Genomic DNA, 18968 nt, shown 5'->3' with positions numbered 1-18968 from the left:
ATAATGGATATGTAAAAAAAACACGGGGGTGTATTATATGAATCCAGTAGTTGATAAAGACTTATGTATCGGTTGCGGCCTTTGCCCAAGCATTGCTCCTGAAATCTTCGAAATGGAAGACGACGGAAAAGCAGTTGCTCTGGTTGCTGAAACTTCAGATCCAGCCGCTCAGGAAGCAGCTGACAGCTGCCCAGTCGGAGCAATCCTGCTCTAAGACCGGCTCGAGGAATTTAACGATCGAAGGGTTTGACACGAAAGTGATCAGACCCTTTCTTTATGTTCAGGAATATGAACCAAGGCAGAGATATGACCCTGGCGGCAGCTCGGAGGACCTGGGATCATGGATCCGCTTTCGTGCAATTTGACTAGACACAGGCCGGGACTTAGAATGGAATGACTGAGGTGATCAAATGACTTATACCTTAAGATCAAGGAATTACATAGATACATACAGCCGTCCCGCCATGTTCAGCCTGCTGCTGATTTTTGTGGTCGGATCTCTCCTGCTGGAATACGGTGAGTCGATCCTGCTGGGATGCAGTGTGCTGATTTTGTACGGCATTTACTTATATTTATATGCCCCGGCCAGACAGCGACTGGTTGAGGGCCTGCGTGACGCCAGACACAGCAGAACGACCCTCGCCATGGTGTTTATCCCCCTGTGGTCATTTCTCTCCGCCATCTGGTCGGAAGCCCGATTGGATACGCTGGGCAACAGCTTGATGTATTTCTACTTGCTGATGCTTTACCTGGCTATGAAATACGAGTTTAACGAGGAGCATTACCGAAAACGGCTGTTCCAGGCATTTACACTGGCCATCGCCGGAACGATGGGTTACCTGGTCTGGCAGTATGCCTCGGCTTATGTCAGGCACGAGGCCATTGTGCGCGACCGCTTCATTTCAACCATAGAAAATTCGAACAATCTGGGTATCATTGCCATGATGTTTTTTCTGATCTGCGCTTCACTGGTGCGCAGTGCCGTGGATTGGAAAAGCCGCCTCCTGTATGGTGTTCTGGCCCTGTTCAGCCTGGCTGGAATCCTGACTTCGCAGTCCCGCTCAAGCATTGTGGTGATCGGTGTGATGCTGATCTATATCATCTGGAAATATAATCCCAAGTATATTCTGGTGCTGGCACTCCTGGCGATGGTGGTGGTGGTCACCCCCACGCTGCAGCAGCGGGTGCTGGATATTTTCTCCTACGAACAGAATGTTCAGCGGGTCAAAGTATGGCATGTCGCTTCCATGCTGTTTCGGGAAAACCCGTTCTTCGGAGTGGGCGCCAACGCCTTTCGGGTGGGCTATGTCCGAATTTTTGAAGCAAATCCCCAGATGTTCAACAATTATGACATCAAAGTACTGTGGCATGCCCACAACATGTTTCTGCGCTTTGCCGCAGAACAGGGCATTCCGGGACTGGCTTCGCTGTTCCTCCTGATTGGCGGTTCGGTCCGGATGATGCGTTCCATCACCAAGGCTCAGGTTTACCGCGCCAGCCGATCTTTTTTAATGGATGGTGTATATCTGGCCATCATCGCATTCTATCTGGGTAATATTCTGGACAGCTACTGGATGTCGCCCAAACCGCTGTTTGTGTTCTACTTCATCCTGGGACTGGCCGGAGGATATGCCCGGCATCATCGCCTCTCATCCTGATCAGCTCTGCTCCTGCATCGGATAGGCAATGAACCCGCCAGCTTGCTCTGGTAACCGAATTAACGAAACCGTTACTAAGTTTGCGGCGGATTTACGCTATAATGAGGATGTAATACTTTACATAAGGAGCGATCAAATGGAAAACCAGAAAAATCTTGAGATCATCAAGCAGGCCATCCTGAACGAAGTAGAAGGTTATCAGTTTTATAAGATGTATTCGGAAAAGGTAACCAGCCCCGAAGTGAAGAAAACCTTCCTGGATATCGCCAATGAAGAGCTGGAGCACATTGAGTACCTGAAAAAGCTGATGTCCAACTCCAGAGAAGATAACCTGAAAATGGCTGAGATGGAAGTGCCCGCACCGGGAATCTTTAAGTTCTCCAATCTGACCCCCGCAGAACTGTCTCTCGCACTGGCTGCTTTCTCCATCGCCACCAAGATGGAGGATGACTCTCAGAAATTTTACGCAAAGGCAGCCGCCGATGCCCAGACCGACGAAGAAAAAGTGTTATTCAACAAACTTCAGGAGTGGGAGATTTCACATCGGGATGCCTTCGATGCAAAATACCAGGAACTGAAAGAAGACTGGTGGGCTGACAATGCCTTCGCCCCATTCTAAAACGGAAAGCAGACTGATCCTTGACGGATCGGTCTGTTTTTTAAGTGAAAATAAAACGTGAACAACACTCTTTTCACAACTGGGTCAAGCTTTTTTTCATATACTTAAATCAAAGGATTTCCTCCGAATTTTTTTCTCGTGCATAGGGTCCCGCCTCCTGGCAATCCGATCGCTGAGGAAAGTCCGGATTACAGGACTTGAGAAGCCTGTATCGAACTGAATACGGATCCGGCCGGAACCGGTGTGAAGGCAATGGCTGAAAGCCGATGCCGAGGGATCAGTACTATGTTCAGGTGGGATCGTTCGGCGGGATCCCTTCACTCAGGTTGTCTGATTGGGAATCTCATCCCATTCGATTCGTGAATAACAAGATCCAGAGTTGCGCTCTCTGGAAGAGGACGCTGTGACCTTAAGGAGGAATATAAGTGGCTTATGATTTTAAGAAAGAGCAAAAGGAGTTGTATCAGCCAAAGACAAAACCTGTGATTGTGGACGTTCCGCCCATGCGATTCTTGATGATGGACGGTCAGGGAAATCCAAACACCAGTGCAGACTACCAGAACAGCCTGAATGTCCTGTATGGCCTGTCCTATACCATCAAGATGACCAAAGACTGGCCCGGCTGGTTTGAATACGTCGTGCCACCCCTGGAGGGCCTCTGGCGGGTGAACGATCAACTGTTTACCGGACCGGATTCCATACCGCTGAACAAAGCGGATCTGATATGGACTGCCATGATCCGCCAGCCGGAATTTGTGACAGAGGCCGTTCTGACGGGAGCATTGGACATTCTGCGGCGGAAGAAACCGGAGTTGGATCCGACTGGCGTAAGACTGGAAGAGTATCACGAAGGCCTGTGTGTTCAAGTCCTGCACATCGGATCCTATGACGCGGAACCGGAAACGATTCGGGCCATGGATCGATTTGCCGCCGAATCGGGCTATGAGATCGATATGTCAGGGGAGCGCAGGCATCATGAGATATACTTGAGTGATCCCAGAAGAACAGCTCAGGGCAAGCTCAAAACGGTGCTGCGCCATCCCATCCGGCTGAAGTAATCCGGCAAAGCGCGGCTGCAGCTCGAGTGGGAACCGGTGGCATGAAAAAAAGGATAGGAAGGTGAGACCATGACGGGTGTAGAGATCGATCTGGTTGTGCACGACAGTGTGAAAGCCATGAGTTTTTATCAGAAGGTGTTCCGGGCGGAACGCCTGGAAGTGACGAATTTCGAAAGGGGACTCAATGAGGCGGTGTTTGTCTTGTTTGAAACCCGTTTTCATCTGCTGGACGAGAATCCGGAATATGGACTGGTTGCACCGCTGCCGGAGGAAGACAAGCCGTTCTGGGTTAATCTGATGGTGGAAGACCTGGATCGGATTCTTGAAACAGCGCTGGAGAACGGAGCCACACTGATTCAGCCGATTACGCCCATTCCAGAGATCGGTGTGAAAAATGCCAGCTTTATGGATCCATACGGTCATGTCTGGCTGCTGCATCAGCTGCTGGATGAGACGATTTCGGATGATCCGGAAGCGCGCATGGCATTTCTGGAAGAGAAATTCGGCAGAAAATCCTGAGGAATGGCTGACTTTGGCGGCCCGATGAGAAATCACAGCAAATGAAATGGCCAAAGGGAATCTCCTTAAAACGAGCTGGTCCAATCCAGATGAAGGGGCATAGATTGTGAAGTGAAAAGAACACTTTCATCGGAGGGATGATGGAATCAAGACTGGACCGGGAGTACAATGGATGGAAGAGGTCCTGTCGGAGAGACTGACCATCATATGAACTGAATGAGCGGGCAAAGAGATCATGACCGCGCATTCGGGATAGAAAGGATTTGGAATGAAAAGTTTACGATGGAATCTGGATTCGCTGTATCAGGGGTTTGAGACAGATGATTTCAGGGAGGATTTTGATCGCCTTGAAACCGGGTTGAAAGAATTTACCCAGTGGACAAATCTTCGGATGAGTGGCAATGATTCAGCAGTTGAGACGTTGGAGGATTACCTCAGACGTCTGGTGGAAATCAGAAAATTATCTGCCCGGCTGGGTGCATTCAGCCATCTGACGCTGTCGGTGGACTCAAAGAACGAAGCAGCCAAGCAGGCCATGAACCGACTGCAAAATCTTTCCGGTGAGATGACTCAGCTGGAAGTGCGGCTGATCCAGTACTTAAAGGGTCTGTCTGATCTGGAGTCGGTCATGAAGGAAAGCCAGTTCCTGCAGGAACATGAGTTCTTCCTGAAGGAGCATAAGAAAAAAACAGATCATCTTCTTTCTGAAGCGGAGGAAGTCCTGATCAGCAAGCTGAGAAATACCGGGTCTACGGCGTTTGGCCAGCTTCAGGGCGATCTGACGGCCAACCTGCTCATCGAAGTGCCTCTGGACGGGAAGAGCCAGAGCCTGCCGCTGCCGGCGGTGCGAAACCTGGCCTATCACAGTGATGCACAGGTGCGCCGGGAGGCTTACTTCAGCGAACAGAAGGCCTATGCAGCAGTCGAGGAAACATCAGCTGCCGCCCTCAATGCCATAAAAGGCGAAGTCATTACGGTGGCGGAGCTTAAGGGGTATGCCTCTCCGTTGGAGGAGACGCTGGAAGACTCCCGCATGACAGCAGCGGCATTGGATTCACTGCTCGGAGTGATCCGCGAATATCTGCCCTGGTTCCACCGTTACCTCCGGCGCAAAGCAGAACTCCTGGGACATTCTGACGGTCTGCCATTCTATGATTTATTTGCGCCCATGGGTGAAGTGTCAAGAACCTTTACTTATGATGAGGCGATTGGCTACATCGTCGGAAATTTCCGGAAATTCAGCAGTCGGCTGGCCGGCTATGTCCAAAAGGCCTACGATGAGGAATGGCTGGATGTTGAGCCCCGCATGGGCAAGCGAGGCGGAGCCTTCTGCCTGAATCTGCCGGTCATCAAGGAATCCAGAATTATGTCAAATTTCAATGGTTCCTTCAGCAATATGACGACTCTGGCCCATGAACTGGGACACGGTTATCATGGATTCAATCTGAAGGATGAGTCGATCTTAAATACGTCTTATCCGATGCCAATCGCAGAAACGGCATCGATCTTCAATGAAACCATCGTGGTCAACGCAGCACTTTCTGAAGCGTCTGACCAGGAGAAAATTGCGATACTGGAAGCCAGCATCTCGGATGCCACCCAGGTTATCGTGGACATCTATTCCCGGTATCTGTTTGAATCGGATCTGTTCGCGCAGCGTAAGGACCGCACTTTGTCTGCTGACCGGCTCAAGGAGATGATGCTGAACGCTCAGCGGGAAGCTTACGGCGACGGGCTGGACCATAGCCTGCTGCATCCGTACATGTGGGTCAACAAACCGCACTATTACCGTGCCGGACTGTCCTTCTACAACTTCCCCTATGCCTTTGGACTTCTGTTTGCCAAGGGGCTGTACGCCATGTACCTGGAAAAGGGAGAAGACTTCCTGCCGCTCTACGACAAGCTGCTCAATGAAACCGGCCGCAATGATCTGAAGGATCTGACGGCATCAGTGGGGATTGACCTGGAGAATCCTGCCTTCTTCCGTTCCTCCATGGAACTGATCCGGCAGGATATCGAAGAATTCCTCAAGCTCACGGGAAAGGAATGATCAGATGAAAGTTGGTTTTATTGGATTTGGCAATATGGCCTATGCCATGGCCGGAGGAATGATAAAATACGGCGGCTTTGATCCGGCGGATCTGATGGTCTCCGCCCGGGACATGGATAAGCTGAAAAGTCGGGCAAATGGACTGAAAATCGCCTGCACCAAGGACAACCGTCAAGTCGCAGCCCAGTCGGAGATTCTGTTTCTGGCCGTTAAACCACACTTTATCAGCCAGGTCATTCAGGAGATTGCCGATGTACTCCGCCCGGAAACCATCGTGGTTTCGGTTGCTGCCGGCATCAGTCTGGCGGAAATGGAGGAGTGTCTGGGAAGACCGGGAAAACTGATCCGAGCTCTGCCAAACACGCCGGTTCTGGTTGGACAGGGAATGACCTTGTATGAAGCCAACGAACAGGTGACACCAGCTGAAGAAGATGCAGTGGTTCAGCTGCTGGAAGGATTTGGCAAAGCCCGTCGAATTGATGAAGCACTGTTTGCGGGCACCGGTTCAATGACCGGTTGCTCACCGGCCTTTCTCTACATGCTCATGGAGGCGATGGGAGATGCCGCGGTCCGTCAGGGTATGACCCGGGAGGCAGCCTATGAACTGGCCGCCCAAACCGTCAAGGGCTCTGCAGAAATGGTCCTGGAGACGAAGCTCCACCCGGGACAGCTCAAAGATATGGTCACCAGTCCGGGCGGAACCACCATCGAAGGGGTAAGAGTTCTGGAACGTCTGGGATTCCGCTCAGCGATCATGGAAGCAATCATCGCTGCCGCTGAAAAAACCAAAAAATAAAGAAAGCTCCCTCGCCGCCGGAAAGCGGTTGGGGAGATTTCCATTTCAAGCAACACACAAGCAGCTGTTCATCAGCTTTCTTGCCGTACTTCCTGAACGGTATACTTTTTCTTTCGATTGATGCCGGGAACCTCTGAGTCACCCGATACCACAAAGGCGTGGTGATCATACATATTCAGATCAGGGGAGATTCCGAAATAGACATCTGCCCGAGTCAGCTGATTCCTCTGGTAGGTATACTTCTCATAATGGAGAAACATCAGTTCCGGTTCAGCCTGATCGTATTCGGAAGCAGCATAGGACAAGATTTGTCCGTCGGCTCCGTATATCACTTTGGATACCTTTGTTACTTCTTCCCAGCCATGATGGAACGTAACGCCATATTCGACATTTTCGGCCCGGAATATAAATTCCATATCCTCAGGAAGTTCAGGCGGACCCTGAAGCTGAAAGCGGGAGACACAGATTAGCTCCCCAGCTTCATTAAAGCTGTAACGAAAATAATCGTCGGTCGCGGCCTCCGGACCGGGAATCTCGACGCCCTGATTGCAGCCTGCCAGTAAATTAAGCACCGGGCTGGGATTCATGATTCCCCGATGCAGGCATTCTCCGCCCTGGGCATAGGTTGTCGTGGCTGTCCTTTGTCTGGTTTGAACGATAAATTCCGGGAACAGGTGAACATACTGGTCAATCAGGATTCGGAATTCCTCCAGGATAGACTGGAAATTAGCCATCAGGACTTCGTCAGAGTCAGACAGAAATCCATTGATCAGGTTCTGAGCCCCGCTGGTCAGTTTACGGATGGGGTGAATGAATCGTGCCACAATTGTGACCTCCTTCAGGTGTACTCTGAAATCCAAGAATTCGTTGGCTGGAGCAGGATTTGAATTCATCGGATGTCAATCATAACATTACCATGAAAAGCAAAAAAAGGCGAAAATGCATCTTGGCATAGATGCTGAAGCAGGAAAAGAAGCGAACAAGTTTGGATATCGAAAAAGGCTGGATCTCGACATAAGCTGGAAAAACAGGAAGGCAGGTATAGGCGAACACAGCGACAGGCGAACACAGCGACAGTCGAACACCGACAGGCGAACAAAGAGGTTTCGGGCAAGCACAGCAAAGAAGGCAGAGCCGGCAATCAAAGATTATTGGCGGTAATGGGCGAAGAGGGGCAGATCTGGCCTGCCCGGCTGGGGGGATAACATTTGGAAAAAGTATTTACCTGTGGCTCTAAGGTGTGATACAATAACTTTTGTTAAGCCGCTGTGGCGGAATTGGCAGACGCGCTGGACTCAAAATCCTGTGGTAGCAATATCGTGCCGGTTCGACCCCGGCCAGCGGCACCAGAAGAGCACCGTATCGAAAGGTACTGTGCTTTTGCTTTTTGTGAAATTCAAAATGTTTGAACTAAATAGGAATTAGGTATCAAACCGATTCTGATGGATTTCTTTCGTTGGGAATATTATAATCTTCCCGCATTCTCTGATTTGTCACCGGCTGGAGCGGAAACTTGCGTTAAAATGAAAAAGGACGCATCGGGAGGACAGATCTCATCAGTTCAATGGAGAGTTGTCTGGCGGACGGATTCGGGATTCGCCGTGATTCAGAGGGAGTGAAAGATTCTTTGCTTTGAACAGCCAGACGGATGAGTTTCCTGAATTTAGGGTGGATTATGGATCCTTTGACAATGGACTGACCCAGCGGGCTTGGCCTGCTCAACCGGAGCTGCCTGATGCGCGCTTGCAGCTGCAAAATCATTCAATCAACGGAGAATAATAAGATGACAAAAAATCTGATGATCCTTGGCACCTCATCCGGTGCGGGGAAATCTACAGTAGTGAGCGGTCTGTGCCGGATTTTCCGACAGGACGGCTTTCAGACCGTGCCTTTTAAATCACAAAATATGTCAAACAACAGCCACTTGCTGCCGGACGGCAGGGAAATGGCGCGGTCCCAGGCCATTGCCGCTTATGCCTGCGGGGTCGAACCCAATGCGGACATGAACCCGATTTTGCTGAAATTTGGGCCGAGCGGTCTGGAGGTCTACGTGCAGGGGAGATTTTCCGGAAAGATGGATTCCTCCACTTACCGCAGGGATCAATCAAGCCTGTGGCAGGCCATTTTGGAATCATACCATCGCCTGGCAGATCCAGCGGACCTGGTCATTCTGGAGGGGGCGGGCAGTCCGGTCGAAATGAATCTGAAGCCAGGCGACCTGGCGAATCTTGATGTAGCCGCACGAGTCCAGGCGCCCTGTTTACTGGTAGCTGACATTGACCGGGGCGGAATGTTCGCTTCTGTCTACGGAACCCTGATGCTTATGACACCGCAGGAACGACGCCTGATTCGGGGCATTATCCTCAATCGGCTGCGAGGCCAGAGCGATTCCTTTGCACAGGTTCGTCAGAGTCTGGAGGAGATTATCGGACTGCCCGTTGTCGGCATGCTGCCTTACGCTGCCATCGCGCTGGAGGATGAAGATTCCCTGATTGACGCCGCAACGGGCGAAAAAGGGGTTCAGACCCATGAGGCGATGGATCAGGAGTTTGACCGGCTGGCTGACCTGTTCCGGGAACATCTGGATCTTGAAGCGATTCGCCGGATTATAGAGGAGGGCGTAGTTTGAAGTTCGCACTCTCCTACAGCGGAGGCAAAGACTCCGTCCTTGCCCTGAAAAAAGCTCTGGATCTGGGTCATGAGCCCGCAGCCCTTCTGACCACCTTTGATGAGGCCAAGGGCAATTCGCACTTTCACCGGATTCCAAGGGAACTGCTGGTTCAGGCAGCAGCAGCATTAAACATTCCGCTCCGACTCATCATAACCGAAGGGGAGCGGTACACCGCAGATTTTGAATTGGCCTTGACCAGGTTGAAACAGGAAGGCGTGAGCATGGTTGTCTTCGGCGACATTGACATTGACGAGCACAGGTCCTGGTGTACACAGCGCTGTGAAAACACCGGACTGGAAGCGTTCTTTCCCTTGTGGCAGATCCCGCGGCATGAGGTAGTCAGCGAGTTCATCGATACGGGCTTTCAGGCTCTGATTACAGCTTTGGATACACAACGGTTGGATGCTTCCTTTTTGGGGCGGGTTCTGTCTCATGAAGTGATTAAAACCATGGCGGTTCAGGGAGTCGATGTCTGCGGCGAAGCCGGAGAATTCCATACTTTCGTTGTGGGCGGTCCGCTGTTTCAAGTTCCGGTGCGCTGGCGGTCCCAGGAGCCCATCGCTTCGGGTCATCATCTGTTTCTGCCTCTGATCAGTCAGGGCGAGTAAAGTTCAGGAGGTTTCATGAAAAACAATTACAAATTTTTCAGCAACGTAGAATGTGAGTACTTTCCCTGTCATGGGACGGACAAGCCGGAGGAGTTCAACTGTCTGTTCTGCTATTGCCCGCTCTACCTGCTGGGACGCGACTGCGGCGGAAATTATCAGTACGTCGGGCCAAACGGCACAATCAAGGACTGCTCCAACTGCACTCTGCCGCATCATCCGGCCTACTATGACATCATTCTGCAGCGTCTGCGGGAGGCTTCTCAAAAACAGAGTAAAAAAACTGAATAAGCGGGATCTGCGGCCGGATATAGACTCCGGAACAGCCATTTCCCGTTGATCCGTTCGATCCCCTGCCTGGCGGGGGATTCTTCACTTTTTTTTCATTTTCATGACGTATAATAATTAAAGCAACGCGAAAGGAAAAGAATCATGGAAAAATTACTGATTATCGATTCCAATTCGATTATGAACCGGGCGTACTTTGCCCTGCCGCCCATGGTGACGCAGGACGGACTGCATACAAACGCCATTTACGGATATATCAATATGCTGCAAAAGATCCGGGAGGAACTGAATCCGGACTTTATTGTGGCGACCTTCGACCGCAAGGCACCCACCTTCCGCCATCAGCAATATGACAATTACAAAGCCGGCCGCAAGGGCATGGATGATGAACTGGCTCAGCAGCTGGCTCCCATGAAGGAAATACTGACCGCCATGAGCATTTCGATTCTGGAGATTGATGGCTATGAAGCCGATGACCTCATCGGCACCCTGAGCCTGGAAGCGGAAAAGCATGGGATTGAATCATATATTATGACTGGGGACAAGGACAACCTTCAGCTGGCCTCAGACTTGACCCGGGTCATCATTACCAAAAAAGGAATTACGGAAAAAGAAGTGTATGACGGAAAGCGGTTCCGGGAGGAATTTGGCATTACACCCACTCAGTTCATTGACGTCAAAGGACTGATGGGAGATAAATCCGATAATATCCCCGGCGTGCCGGGCATCGGAGAAAAGACCGCGATGCAGCTGGTTCGGGATTATGGCTCGATTGAGGGCGTATACGAACACCTGGACGCCATCACCAAACCGAAACAGAAGCAGAATCTCCTGGAGTATCGCGAAGATGCCTTCTTCTCAAAAAAACTGGCCACTATTTTGCGGGAAGTTCCCATTGAGATCAACTTGGAAGAGCTGAGGGACCAGAACGGATACAATGAGGAGAGACTCCGGGAGCTGTATCTTCGGTTCCAGTTCCGCACATTGCTCAATCGTCTGGGGAAAAGTTCGGCAGGGACTGCAGGTCAGGTCACCCAACCGGCCGTCGCCCCGGCCGGGGCCGTGGCAGAGACCAAGGGCGGTCTGGAAACAAAGGCTGAACCGGCACCTGTCGGTGCTCTGGCTGCTTTGTCAGACTTCCGGGTGGCAGCGGATGCCGCCGGACTGGCTTCGTTGGAAGCGCAGCTGAGGCTCAAAGGGGACGAACCGCTCCTGTTGTCCTTCCTGTACCAGGAGGATGCCATGCTGTCCCGACGAGAAATCAACGTGATATATGCGGTTTGCGGTGATCTGAATCTGGTATTGGATTTTCCGAGCCTGCGGTGGGATCAGGCAGCCATGGAGATCCTCCGACGCATCCTGGAAGACCACAGGATCCGGAAGCTGGGCTACAACGTCAAAAACGCCTATACCATCTGCAAGAAGCATGGCATCCGGTTTGATCGGGTGGAATTTGATGTGCTGATGGCAGCCTACATTCTCGAGCCCGTCCGGGGACAGTACAGCCTGAAGGATCTTATTTCGACCTACCTCTTCAAGGAAGTGGAAGGGGAAGGCCATGCCTTTGAACTGGCCAAGACGCGGGAGCTGAAGGAACTGAGCCAGATCCTGGCCCGAGAAATTCAAACCGCCGGAGCGGACAAGCTTTTATACGAAGTGGAGCTGCCCCTGACCAATATCCTTTCGGATCTGGAGATCGAAGGATTCCGGATTGACCGTGATTTACTGGATGAGGCCGGCCGGAAAATGCAGGGGGAAATCGCCCGGATTCAGGCGGAGATCTATGAGGCTGCCGGAGAAGAATTCAATATCTCTTCCCCCAAGCAGCTGGGCGTGATTCTGTTTGAAAAGCTGGATCTGCCTCACGGCAAGAAAACAAAAACCGGGTATTCCACCAATCAGGCGGTCCTGGACACTTTGGTCGACAAACACCCCATCATTGAAAAGGTCATGTATTACCGGCAGATTACCAAACTGTACTCGACCTATGTCGAGGGATTGCGCAATGCAATCGATGAAGACGGCCGAATCCATTCCAACTTTCAGCAGACGCTGGCGGTGACAGGCCGACTGTCCTCCACCGAACCGAATCTGCAGAATATTCCGATTCGATACGAAATGGGCCGCGAACTGCGCAAAGCCTTTATCCCGCATGATGAGAACTGCCTGATCTTCGCCTCGGATTACTCGCAGATTGAGCTGCGCGTGCTGGCACACCTGTCGGATGATGCCTCCATGCAGCAGGCATTTGCCTCCGGAGTCGACATTCATACCAAGACTGCGGCGGAGGTGTTTGGCAAGACGACGGAAGAGGTAACGTCAAAGGATCGGTCCAACGCCAAGGCGGTGAACTTCGGCATCATTTACGGAATCGGCGATTTTGCTTTGTCTCAGGGACTGGGCATCAGTCGGGCCGAAGCCAGAACTTACATTGACATGTATTATGACCGGTATCCAAGAATCCGGGATTACTTTGAAGGGGTCAAGCGCGAAGCCCGGGAAAAGGGCTATGTCACGACAATCATGGGTCGTCGCCGCCAGATACCTGAAATCAATGCTTCCAATAAGGTGGTGCAGGCACTGGGCGTGCGTCTGGCCATGAATTCGCCGATCCAGGGATCTGCAGCAGACATCATCAAAGCCGCCATGGTAAAAGTGTATGACGCTCTGCGCCAGCATGGACTGAAGTCGCGGATGATTCTGCAGGTACATGATGAAATCATCATCAACATGCATAAGGATGAAGAAGCCATTGTCAGAGAGCTGGTGGCAGATGCCATGGCTCATGCCATGGATCTGAAGGTGGAGCTGAAATCTGATCAGAATACAGGAGGAAACTGGTATGAGGCAAAATAAACTGATCCGCATCGGAGTGACGGGCGGCATGGGCGCAGGAAAGAGCACTGTCGCCGGCTATCTGGAGGAAGCCGGACTGCTGGTGATCGATGCAGACATGGTATCCCGCGATGTGATGGAATTATATCCCGAAGTTCATGATTACATTCGAAAGACCTACGGCGAAGAGTATTTCCTTCCCAACGGCGACCTGGATCGCCGCAGGTTCGGCCGGCGGGTGTTTCCCGATCCTCAGGCACTGGCTGAATATGAGGCGGTGATCATGCCGTTTATCGTAGGTGAAATCAAGGAACGGTTTGATTACATTGACGATGCTACCGAGGATGAATATGCCGTGCTGGACGCTCCGCTGCTGTTTGCGGTAAGGGACTTCGATGTGTTTGATATTTCAATCACGGTGGAGATGCCCCGGGAGCTTCAGATCGAGCGCGCCATGGAACGTGACAGCCTGACCCGCACTGAAGTGGAAGACCGGCTGAACCGCCAGATGTCCAGGGAACAAAGAGAAGCCCTGGCTGACTATGTCATCATCAACGACGGCAGCCTGGAGGAATTAAAAGATAAAACGCTGGCCGTCTTTGAACTGATTAAGCAACGGGGGATGAATGGCCGGTAAGATGAAAAAAAGTTCCAGCAGGAGGATTGTTGAGCTGAGCATTCTGTTTCTGATCGGAACCTGGCTGCTCATCGCCGCTCTGAGAGCTGGATCAGAAATGGCGGTGCCATACGCCTATGATGACCTGATTGATACTTATGCTGAAAAATACGACCTGGACAAGTCTCTGGTGGCTGCTGTTATTTATCAGGAATCCCGTTTCCGGCCTCAGGTTGTCAGCCGAACCGGTGCCACCGGGCTCATGCAGATTATGCCGGATACCGGAAAATGGGTTGCCCAGCAGCTGGAAGTGCCATTTGATCCGAACCGGCTGAAAGAACCGGAGTACAACATTCGGATGGGCACATACTACCTGTCCTATCTCATGGATAAATACCAGGAAGATGAACAGCTGGTTCTTGCGGCCTACAACGCGGGCCCGGGCAATGTGGACAGCTGGCTGAAAAACAGCCGCTATTCAAAGTCCGGCCGACTTACGCAGATTCCTTTCCGTGAGACGCGCGAGTACGTACCCAACGTAATGAAGATGAAAGGAGTATACCGGTCCTTGTATGCCGGTAAATTTCGACAGCCATGAAACGAGATTTTCTGGAGGAGGATATGTATGACCTGGTCCGGGACCATTTCACGGACCTGGGCTACCGTGTCCAGGGTGAGGTGAAATCCTGTGATGTCACGGCTTTGAAAGAGGACCTGCTCATTATTCTGGAACTGAAAAAAAGTCTGTCCATGGAACTTCTGATTCAGGCTGTGAAACGCCAGCGGCTGGGGGATCTGACCTACATCTGCATTCCTAAGCCAAAGAACTATAAGAAAAACCGCAAATTTCAGGAGATCCTCTATCTGCTGAAGCGCTTGAGTCTTGGTTTGATATTCTGCGAGCCGGATCGTCAATTTATCGAAGTAATCCTGCATCCGGAGGATTATAACCTGGAACGATCAAAAAAGATCAATAAAAAGCACCGGGAACAGATCATCAGTGAAATGCAGGCGCGAACGACCAGTCTGAATAAAGGCGGATCCCGCGGGCGCAAGCTGATGACGGCATACCGGGAAGATGCCATCCGGTTATTATGGATCTGCTCCCGGCGAGAAACCATGGCTCCGCGAGACGGAGTGAAACTAGGCATCGTTAAGACGCCGGCGATTCTAAGGGACAATCATTACGGCTGGTTTCATAAAGTGGAACGAGGCTGTTATGGCTTGACAGAGTCCGGTCACAAGGCACTGGCAGATTATGATCAGATCCTGCCTGAACTGACTCAGGACCTGCTGCTTCAGGATCAGACGACTCAGGACCTGCCGCAGGATCAGATGACTCAGGATCAGACCATTCGGGACCTGCATCCGGATCAGACGACACAGGAAATCAGTTCGCGACAGCTGTCCTTGACGAAGTCGCCAGAGCAGGCGAGCGCAAAGCAAACCAGACGGACCAAAGCAAGCAAAGCCAACAAAGGTTAATCAAAGTAAGACCAGGGACTGCAGGGAGATTGTTTCTAGCAGGTTTGGTGAAGCCGTCAGGATTCTGGAAGCGGCTACAATGAACCAGATCGAGTTCAAATAAGAAATCAGCAGCAAAGCCGCTCCGGGAGCGGTTTTACTGCTGGATATGAAGGGAATATCAGTATGATCAGGTTAGAGAAAATAAACACCGGAAACGTTTGGGAAACCGTCAAATTATCCGTTCACGAAACACAAAAGTGCTTTGTGGCGACGAACACGCAGAGCATTCTGGAAGCCTATGTGACAGTCGCAGAAGGAAAAGTGGCTCAGCCGTTTTCTATTTATGCACAGGATACTCTGGCGGGTTTCCTCATGATTGGATATGACTACTTCGATGATGGGGAAGAACCTCAAGCAGCCCACGGGAACTATCTTGTGTGGCGACTGATGATTGATCAGAAGTACCAGGGACAGGGATTTGGGAAAGCGGCCTTGAACACTGCATTGGAGTACATCAGAACCAGACCGTTTGGAGATGCTGAGTATTGCTGGTTATCCTACGAACCAGAGAATATCGTGGCAAAGTCGCTCTATGCCTCAGTCGGGTTTGTCGAAAACGGAGAACGGTGCGGTGAGGAAACGGTCGCGGTTTTAAAACTGTAAAGGCCTTCACCGCAGACGGTTCAACGCAATACCATATAAGGCAATGGATGAATGGAAAACCTAGGGGATGCAGGATCTGGCCTGTTCAAAAGGACCGGAGCGCCTGAGATTCCGGAATGAATGATTCATTTGCACACTATTCAGACCTTATCCAATGCCGCATTCAGATCATTATGAATTCCTTTTGGCAAGCCATTTCTCAGGTTTTTGGCAGCAGCAGAAAAAAAGAAAAACCTGAAAAAAGTGGTTGCATTCTATCAAGTGGATGATATAATAGAGAAGTCAGAAAAAGCGGGAGTGCTGGAATCGGCAGACAGGCACGTCTCAGAAGCGTGTGTGCAACGCACGTGTGGGTTCAACTCCCATCTCCCGCACCATTTTTTCTGTTAACATCATATATTGGCGGGAGTGCTGGAATCGGCAGACAGGCACGTTTGAGGGGCGTGTGTGCTACGCACGTGTGGGTTCAAGTCCCATCTCCCGCACCAATATGATCATCTTGGACAGATTGCTGTCAGGATGGTTTATTTTATTTTTTGGGCAGTGATGAATTACAGCGCTTTCTCACCGGGGCTGAAGCATAAGGACAGCGGACGAATCTCCGGAAACAAAGGAAAACCCTGAATTCTTCAAGGCGAGTTGTAGAATAAAGTGAAATAAAGTGGCCCATAGCTATGCGGTATAATGTAGGTGACTAAACAAACATTAAGGAGCAAAGCTATGAGCCACCTCTATTCTAACACCTCGGTCTCCAGAAAGAAATACTCTCATTTATCCTACAAGGATCGTCAACAACTCGAGGGGATGGTTCGATCAAACCATCTTCTTGCGAAGCATAAACAAATGACCCAAAAACACATGGCGACGGTCTTACAATGCAGTGAGGCTACTGTAAGCCGGGAGTTGAAAAAAGGGCGAGTTGAACTCATGAACTCCGATTTGACCCTCTATGTGTCCTACTCCGCGGATATCGCACAGGAGGCATATGATTATGCCGCCACCAACAAGGGACCTGCCCTCAAAATTGGCGATGACCATGAGTTTGTTGCTTATGTAGCTCATAAGATCCTTGAAGAGCGCTGGTCTCCGGATGCTATTATCATGGACTTGAAGAAAAAGGAAATCATGCCATCCAAGACCCTTGTTTCAACCCGTACTCTGTATAACTACATCAGCAAGGGGTATATCACGGATGTTTCCAATCAAAATCTGCCCCGGGAAGGGAACCAGACCAGGCGTACGTATCGTCGGGTTAAACGTGCCAATAAGGTGTTGGATGCCCCTGGCATCACAGAGCGCCCAGTGGAAAGCACTGAACGAAGTGAACCCGGGCATTGGGAGATGGATTGCATCGTATCAGGCAAAGGCAAAGGGCTCGCAGCCCTTCTGACGCTGAATGATCGGATGACAAGGGAGAGCCTGGTCTTTAAGATTGCACGGCAAACCCAGGACGAAGTTTTGAAGGTACTTAACCGGCTGGAGCGTAGGATGGGGCGAGTCAAATTCAGTGAGATGTTTAAATCGATCACCGTGGATAACGGCTCTGAGTTTCTCGACTGGAAGGCACTGATTCGATCGGTGACAGGCAGTAAGAAGCCACGGACAAGAGTTTACTTTTGTCATCCGTACAGTTCTTGGGAGAGAGGAACCAATGAGCAGAACAATGGGCTGATCAGGTACCACATCCCAAAGGGGGCTGCCATTAAAGATTATAGCCATGCTCAGATACAGAAACTTCAGGAGTGGCTGAATAATTACCCAAGACGGGTATTGGGCGGATTGACAGCATACGAGGCAAAGGCCCTGTATCATTCTGGCAGGATGTAGCATCCCTCGACGGAGCCCACCGGTCAAGGTCAGGCCCAATCGGGTTAACAACCCTGACCGAAGGGCCCCGTCGAGGGGAAGGACACCATCCAGAATGAAACTACATTTATGTTTGCTTAGCTAAAAAAGTCTTTCACTTTAAGTTGCAATTCGGACCCTGAATTCTTCAAATAAATAGTTGTTGCAATCCGCCCAATGGATGATATAATAGAAAAGTCATAACAAGCGGGAGTGCTGGAATCGGCAGACAGGCACGTCTCAGAAGCGTGTGTGCAACGCACGTGTGGGTTCAACTCCCATCTCCCGCACCAACAGGATCATCTAAGACAATTTATTGTTTCAGATGATCTGTTTATTTTTTTTGGTTCATATTCTGATCTGCTTCGGGATATGGGCAAAAGTCGATGAGTGTGACGGCCTGGCAGTCTCCAGGTTCTCTCGGATGATTTCATGCAGTTTTTCAAGGAACAGTTTCTGATCTTCAAAGCTCAGATGGGCCAGATTCAGATAGATTGGCCGGCCGGTCTCCAGAATGATCTCCAGTTCTTCCTTCACGGCATACAGCCGTCGGATGTCGTGAAAGCATATGGTGAGGTTGCGCAGCAGGGAATAGTGAATTTTAAGATGATCTGAATACAGGTAAATATAGGGGCTGCCATGCTGTTCCCAGGAGTGAACTGCCAGAATCAGACATAGCAGTCCTGACAGGATCAGTGTTAGCCCCTTCGCACTGTTGATGGGATAACGGTAAAGCCAGATCAGCGCTGGCGTGCCGATGGCTGCCGCGCCCCACAGCAGGGTGAACAGAAGACTGGTTCGCAGCACGCGGTAACGCAGGATAAAAGGTTTTTCAATGGAGGATGATTTCGGTTGGTAATTCATGGTCGGGCCTCCTTTCTTGATTCTATTATACTATCTGAACCAGCCGAAGACATCGAAGGGAGTCCGTAAGGCGGCTGAAAGTGCCACACATGAGAGTTGACTGTAATGGTTCAGGCAGGGCGCCGTTCGGTGGCCTTTTTGGTTCTGGTATGCTTTCACTCGATATTGGTTGATAAGCTGTTCAATTCAGTTTATATTTTAGATAAGACTGTTCTGGAAAGCCCTTTGGCAAAGGCGCTCGCCGAGGCGTTAGCATAACCTCAGCCAACGCTTCTCACCTGACTGGAGAATTTGTACTGCCCGAAGGATCATCCTTCTGACCTTCACAGATAATCGGCTCAGACTGAAGAGCACGAGCAAGCCTCAGTGCAGTGATGAGCGGACTGACCTGCAGAGTAAGACTTCAACGCTAAA

The 18968-nt window shown here is 50.8% G+C and carries 18 protein-coding genes and 4 tRNA genes; 20 read left to right on the top strand and 2 right to left on the bottom strand.

All coding sequences use genetic code 11. The annotated features are described in order from the left end of the window. The first annotated feature begins 37 nt into the window (after window positions 1-37). The 7 genes from NQU17_08100 (at window position 38) to proC (ending at window position 6700) form a co-directional block, all read left to right on the top strand. Window positions 38-214, top strand: coding sequence for a ferredoxin (locus tag NQU17_08100; GenBank protein UUM10646.1), 177 nt, complete (start codon window positions 38-40; stop codon window positions 212-214). 196 nt (window positions 215-410) lie between these two features. Next, on the top strand, window positions 411-1658 hold the full coding sequence (locus tag NQU17_08095; GenBank protein UUM10645.1) for an O-antigen ligase family protein: 1248 nt from the start codon (window positions 411-413) through the stop codon (window positions 1656-1658). A 136-nt stretch (window positions 1659-1794) separates the two neighbouring features. Beyond that, window positions 1795-2277 carry a ferritin family protein gene (locus tag NQU17_08090; GenBank protein ID UUM10644.1) on the top strand — a complete coding sequence of 161 codons (483 nt, stop codon included), beginning with the start codon at window positions 1795-1797 and terminating at the stop codon, window positions 2275-2277. 425 nt (window positions 2278-2702) lie between these two features. Further along, window positions 2703-3335, top strand: coding sequence for a GyrI-like domain-containing protein (locus NQU17_08085; protein ID UUM10643.1), 633 nt, complete (start codon window positions 2703-2705; stop codon window positions 3333-3335). A 69-nt stretch (window positions 3336-3404) separates the two neighbouring features. Further along, entirely contained in the window at window positions 3405-3854 is a 450-nt protein-coding gene (locus NQU17_08080) for a VOC family protein (protein ID UUM10642.1), read from the top strand. A 268-nt stretch (window positions 3855-4122) separates the two neighbouring features. Then, window positions 4123-5904 (top strand): M3 family oligoendopeptidase, encoded by a 1782-nt coding sequence (locus NQU17_08075; GenBank protein ID UUM10641.1) that lies wholly within the window; start codon window positions 4123-4125, stop codon window positions 5902-5904. Between the two features lie 4 nt (window positions 5905-5908). Then, complete coding sequence (gene proC, locus NQU17_08070) at window positions 5909-6700, top strand: pyrroline-5-carboxylate reductase (GenBank protein UUM10640.1); 792 nt, start codon at window positions 5909-5911, stop codon at window positions 6698-6700. A 71-nt stretch (window positions 6701-6771) separates the two neighbouring features. Here proC and NQU17_08065 read toward each other — a convergent pair whose 3' ends face one another. Next, the gene (locus NQU17_08065) at window positions 6772-7524 is read right to left on the bottom strand and encodes a hypothetical protein (GenBank protein UUM10639.1); all 753 of its coding nucleotides are present in this window, start codon (window positions 7522-7524) and stop codon (window positions 6772-6774) included. Between the two features lie 438 nt (window positions 7525-7962). Here NQU17_08065 and NQU17_08060 point away from each other — a divergent pair. The 13 genes from NQU17_08060 (at window position 7963) to NQU17_08000 (ending at window position 17983) form a co-directional block, all read left to right on the top strand. Then, a tRNA-Leu gene (locus tag NQU17_08060) sits at window positions 7963-8049 on the top strand. Between the two features lie 434 nt (window positions 8050-8483). Continuing rightward, window positions 8484-9329 (top strand): cobyric acid synthase, encoded by an 846-nt coding sequence (locus NQU17_08055; protein UUM10638.1) that lies wholly within the window; start codon window positions 8484-8486, stop codon window positions 9327-9329. Beyond that, the gene (locus NQU17_08050) at window positions 9326-9979 is read left to right on the top strand and encodes a diphthine--ammonia ligase (GenBank protein ID UUM10637.1); all 654 of its coding nucleotides are present in this window, start codon (window positions 9326-9328) and stop codon (window positions 9977-9979) included. Before NQU17_08055 ends, NQU17_08050 begins: the two co-directional genes overlap by 4 nt. Window positions 9980-9994: 15 nt before the next feature. Continuing rightward, entirely contained in the window at window positions 9995-10267 is a 273-nt protein-coding gene (locus tag NQU17_08045; protein UUM10636.1) for a cysteine-rich small domain-containing protein, read from the top strand. Window positions 10268-10408: 141 nt separating this feature from the next. Then, window positions 10409-13120 (top strand): DNA polymerase I, encoded by a 2712-nt coding sequence (gene polA / locus NQU17_08040; protein UUM10635.1) that lies wholly within the window; start codon window positions 10409-10411, stop codon window positions 13118-13120. Further along, window positions 13107-13736: a dephospho-CoA kinase gene (coaE, locus tag NQU17_08035; GenBank protein ID UUM10634.1), complete on the top strand. Its 630-nt coding sequence runs from the start codon at window positions 13107-13109 to the stop codon at window positions 13734-13736. Before polA ends, coaE begins: the two co-directional genes overlap by 14 nt. Continuing rightward, on the top strand, window positions 13726-14313 hold the full coding sequence (locus NQU17_08030; protein UUM10633.1) for a lytic transglycosylase domain-containing protein: 588 nt from the start codon (window positions 13726-13728) through the stop codon (window positions 14311-14313). The genes coaE and NQU17_08030 overlap by 11 nt, the downstream gene beginning before the upstream one ends. After that, window positions 14310-15200 (top strand): DUF2161 family putative PD-(D/E)XK-type phosphodiesterase, encoded by an 891-nt coding sequence (locus NQU17_08025; GenBank protein ID UUM10632.1) that lies wholly within the window; start codon window positions 14310-14312, stop codon window positions 15198-15200. Before NQU17_08030 ends, NQU17_08025 begins: the two co-directional genes overlap by 4 nt. A 165-nt stretch (window positions 15201-15365) precedes the next feature. Continuing rightward, a complete protein-coding gene (locus NQU17_08020; GenBank protein UUM10631.1) occupies window positions 15366-15845 on the top strand; it encodes a GNAT family N-acetyltransferase in 480 nt (159 codons plus the stop codon). A gap of 291 nt (window positions 15846-16136) precedes the next feature. Further along, window positions 16137-16222: transfer RNA gene (locus NQU17_08015), tRNA-Leu, on the top strand. A gap of 25 nt (window positions 16223-16247) precedes the next feature. Further along, window positions 16248-16333 (top strand) — tRNA-Leu (locus NQU17_08010). A gap of 232 nt (window positions 16334-16565) precedes the next feature. Further along, complete coding sequence (locus NQU17_08005; GenBank protein UUM10630.1) at window positions 16566-17672, top strand: IS30 family transposase; 1107 nt, start codon at window positions 16566-16568, stop codon at window positions 17670-17672. A gap of 225 nt (window positions 17673-17897) precedes the next feature. Next, window positions 17898-17983: transfer RNA gene (locus NQU17_08000), tRNA-Leu, on the top strand. Between the two features lie 55 nt (window positions 17984-18038). On the opposite strand, the gene NQU17_07995 is transcribed toward NQU17_08000, so the two are convergent. After that, window positions 18039-18554 (bottom strand): hypothetical protein, encoded by a 516-nt coding sequence (locus NQU17_07995; GenBank protein ID UUM10629.1) that lies wholly within the window; start codon window positions 18552-18554, stop codon window positions 18039-18041. Between the last annotated feature and the right edge of the window lie 414 nt (window positions 18555-18968).

The organism is Clostridiaceae bacterium HFYG-1003 (genome assembly GCA_024579835.1).
GTDB lineage: Bacteria > Bacillota > Clostridia > Clostridiales > Clostridiaceae > JG1575.
The sequence above is the reverse complement of the archived record's forward strand: the minus strand, read 5'-3'. Positions and strand labels throughout refer to the sequence as shown.

Coding starts and splice junctions, on each gene's coding strand:
- NQU17_08020 (UUM10631.1), top strand. CDS start 15,366: ATGATCAGGTTAGAGAAAATAAACACCGGAAACGTTTGGGAAACCGTC.
- NQU17_08055 (UUM10638.1), top strand. CDS start 8,484: ATGACAAAAAATCTGATGATCCTTGGCACCTCATCCGGTGCGGGGAAA.
- NQU17_08030 (UUM10633.1), top strand. CDS start 13,726: ATGGCCGGTAAGATGAAAAAAAGTTCCAGCAGGAGGATTGTTGAGCTG.
- NQU17_08095 (UUM10645.1), top strand. CDS start 411: ATGACTTATACCTTAAGATCAAGGAATTACATAGATACATACAGCCGT.
- NQU17_08025 (UUM10632.1), top strand. CDS start 14,310: ATGAAACGAGATTTTCTGGAGGAGGATATGTATGACCTGGTCCGGGAC.
- NQU17_08090 (UUM10644.1), top strand. CDS start 1,795: ATGGAAAACCAGAAAAATCTTGAGATCATCAAGCAGGCCATCCTGAAC.
- NQU17_07995 (UUM10629.1), bottom strand. CDS start 18,554: ATGAATTACCAACCGAAATCATCCTCCATTGAAAAACCTTTTATCCTG.
- proC (UUM10640.1), top strand. CDS start 5,909: ATGAAAGTTGGTTTTATTGGATTTGGCAATATGGCCTATGCCATGGCC.
- NQU17_08075 (UUM10641.1), top strand. CDS start 4,123: ATGAAAAGTTTACGATGGAATCTGGATTCGCTGTATCAGGGGTTTGAG.
- NQU17_08045 (UUM10636.1), top strand. CDS start 9,995: ATGAAAAACAATTACAAATTTTTCAGCAACGTAGAATGTGAGTACTTT.
- polA (UUM10635.1), top strand. CDS start 10,409: ATGGAAAAATTACTGATTATCGATTCCAATTCGATTATGAACCGGGCG.
- NQU17_08080 (UUM10642.1), top strand. CDS start 3,405: ATGACGGGTGTAGAGATCGATCTGGTTGTGCACGACAGTGTGAAAGCC.
- coaE (UUM10634.1), top strand. CDS start 13,107: ATGAGGCAAAATAAACTGATCCGCATCGGAGTGACGGGCGGCATGGGC.
- NQU17_08005 (UUM10630.1), top strand. CDS start 16,566: ATGAGCCACCTCTATTCTAACACCTCGGTCTCCAGAAAGAAATACTCT.
- NQU17_08100 (UUM10646.1), top strand. CDS start 38: ATGAATCCAGTAGTTGATAAAGACTTATGTATCGGTTGCGGCCTTTGC.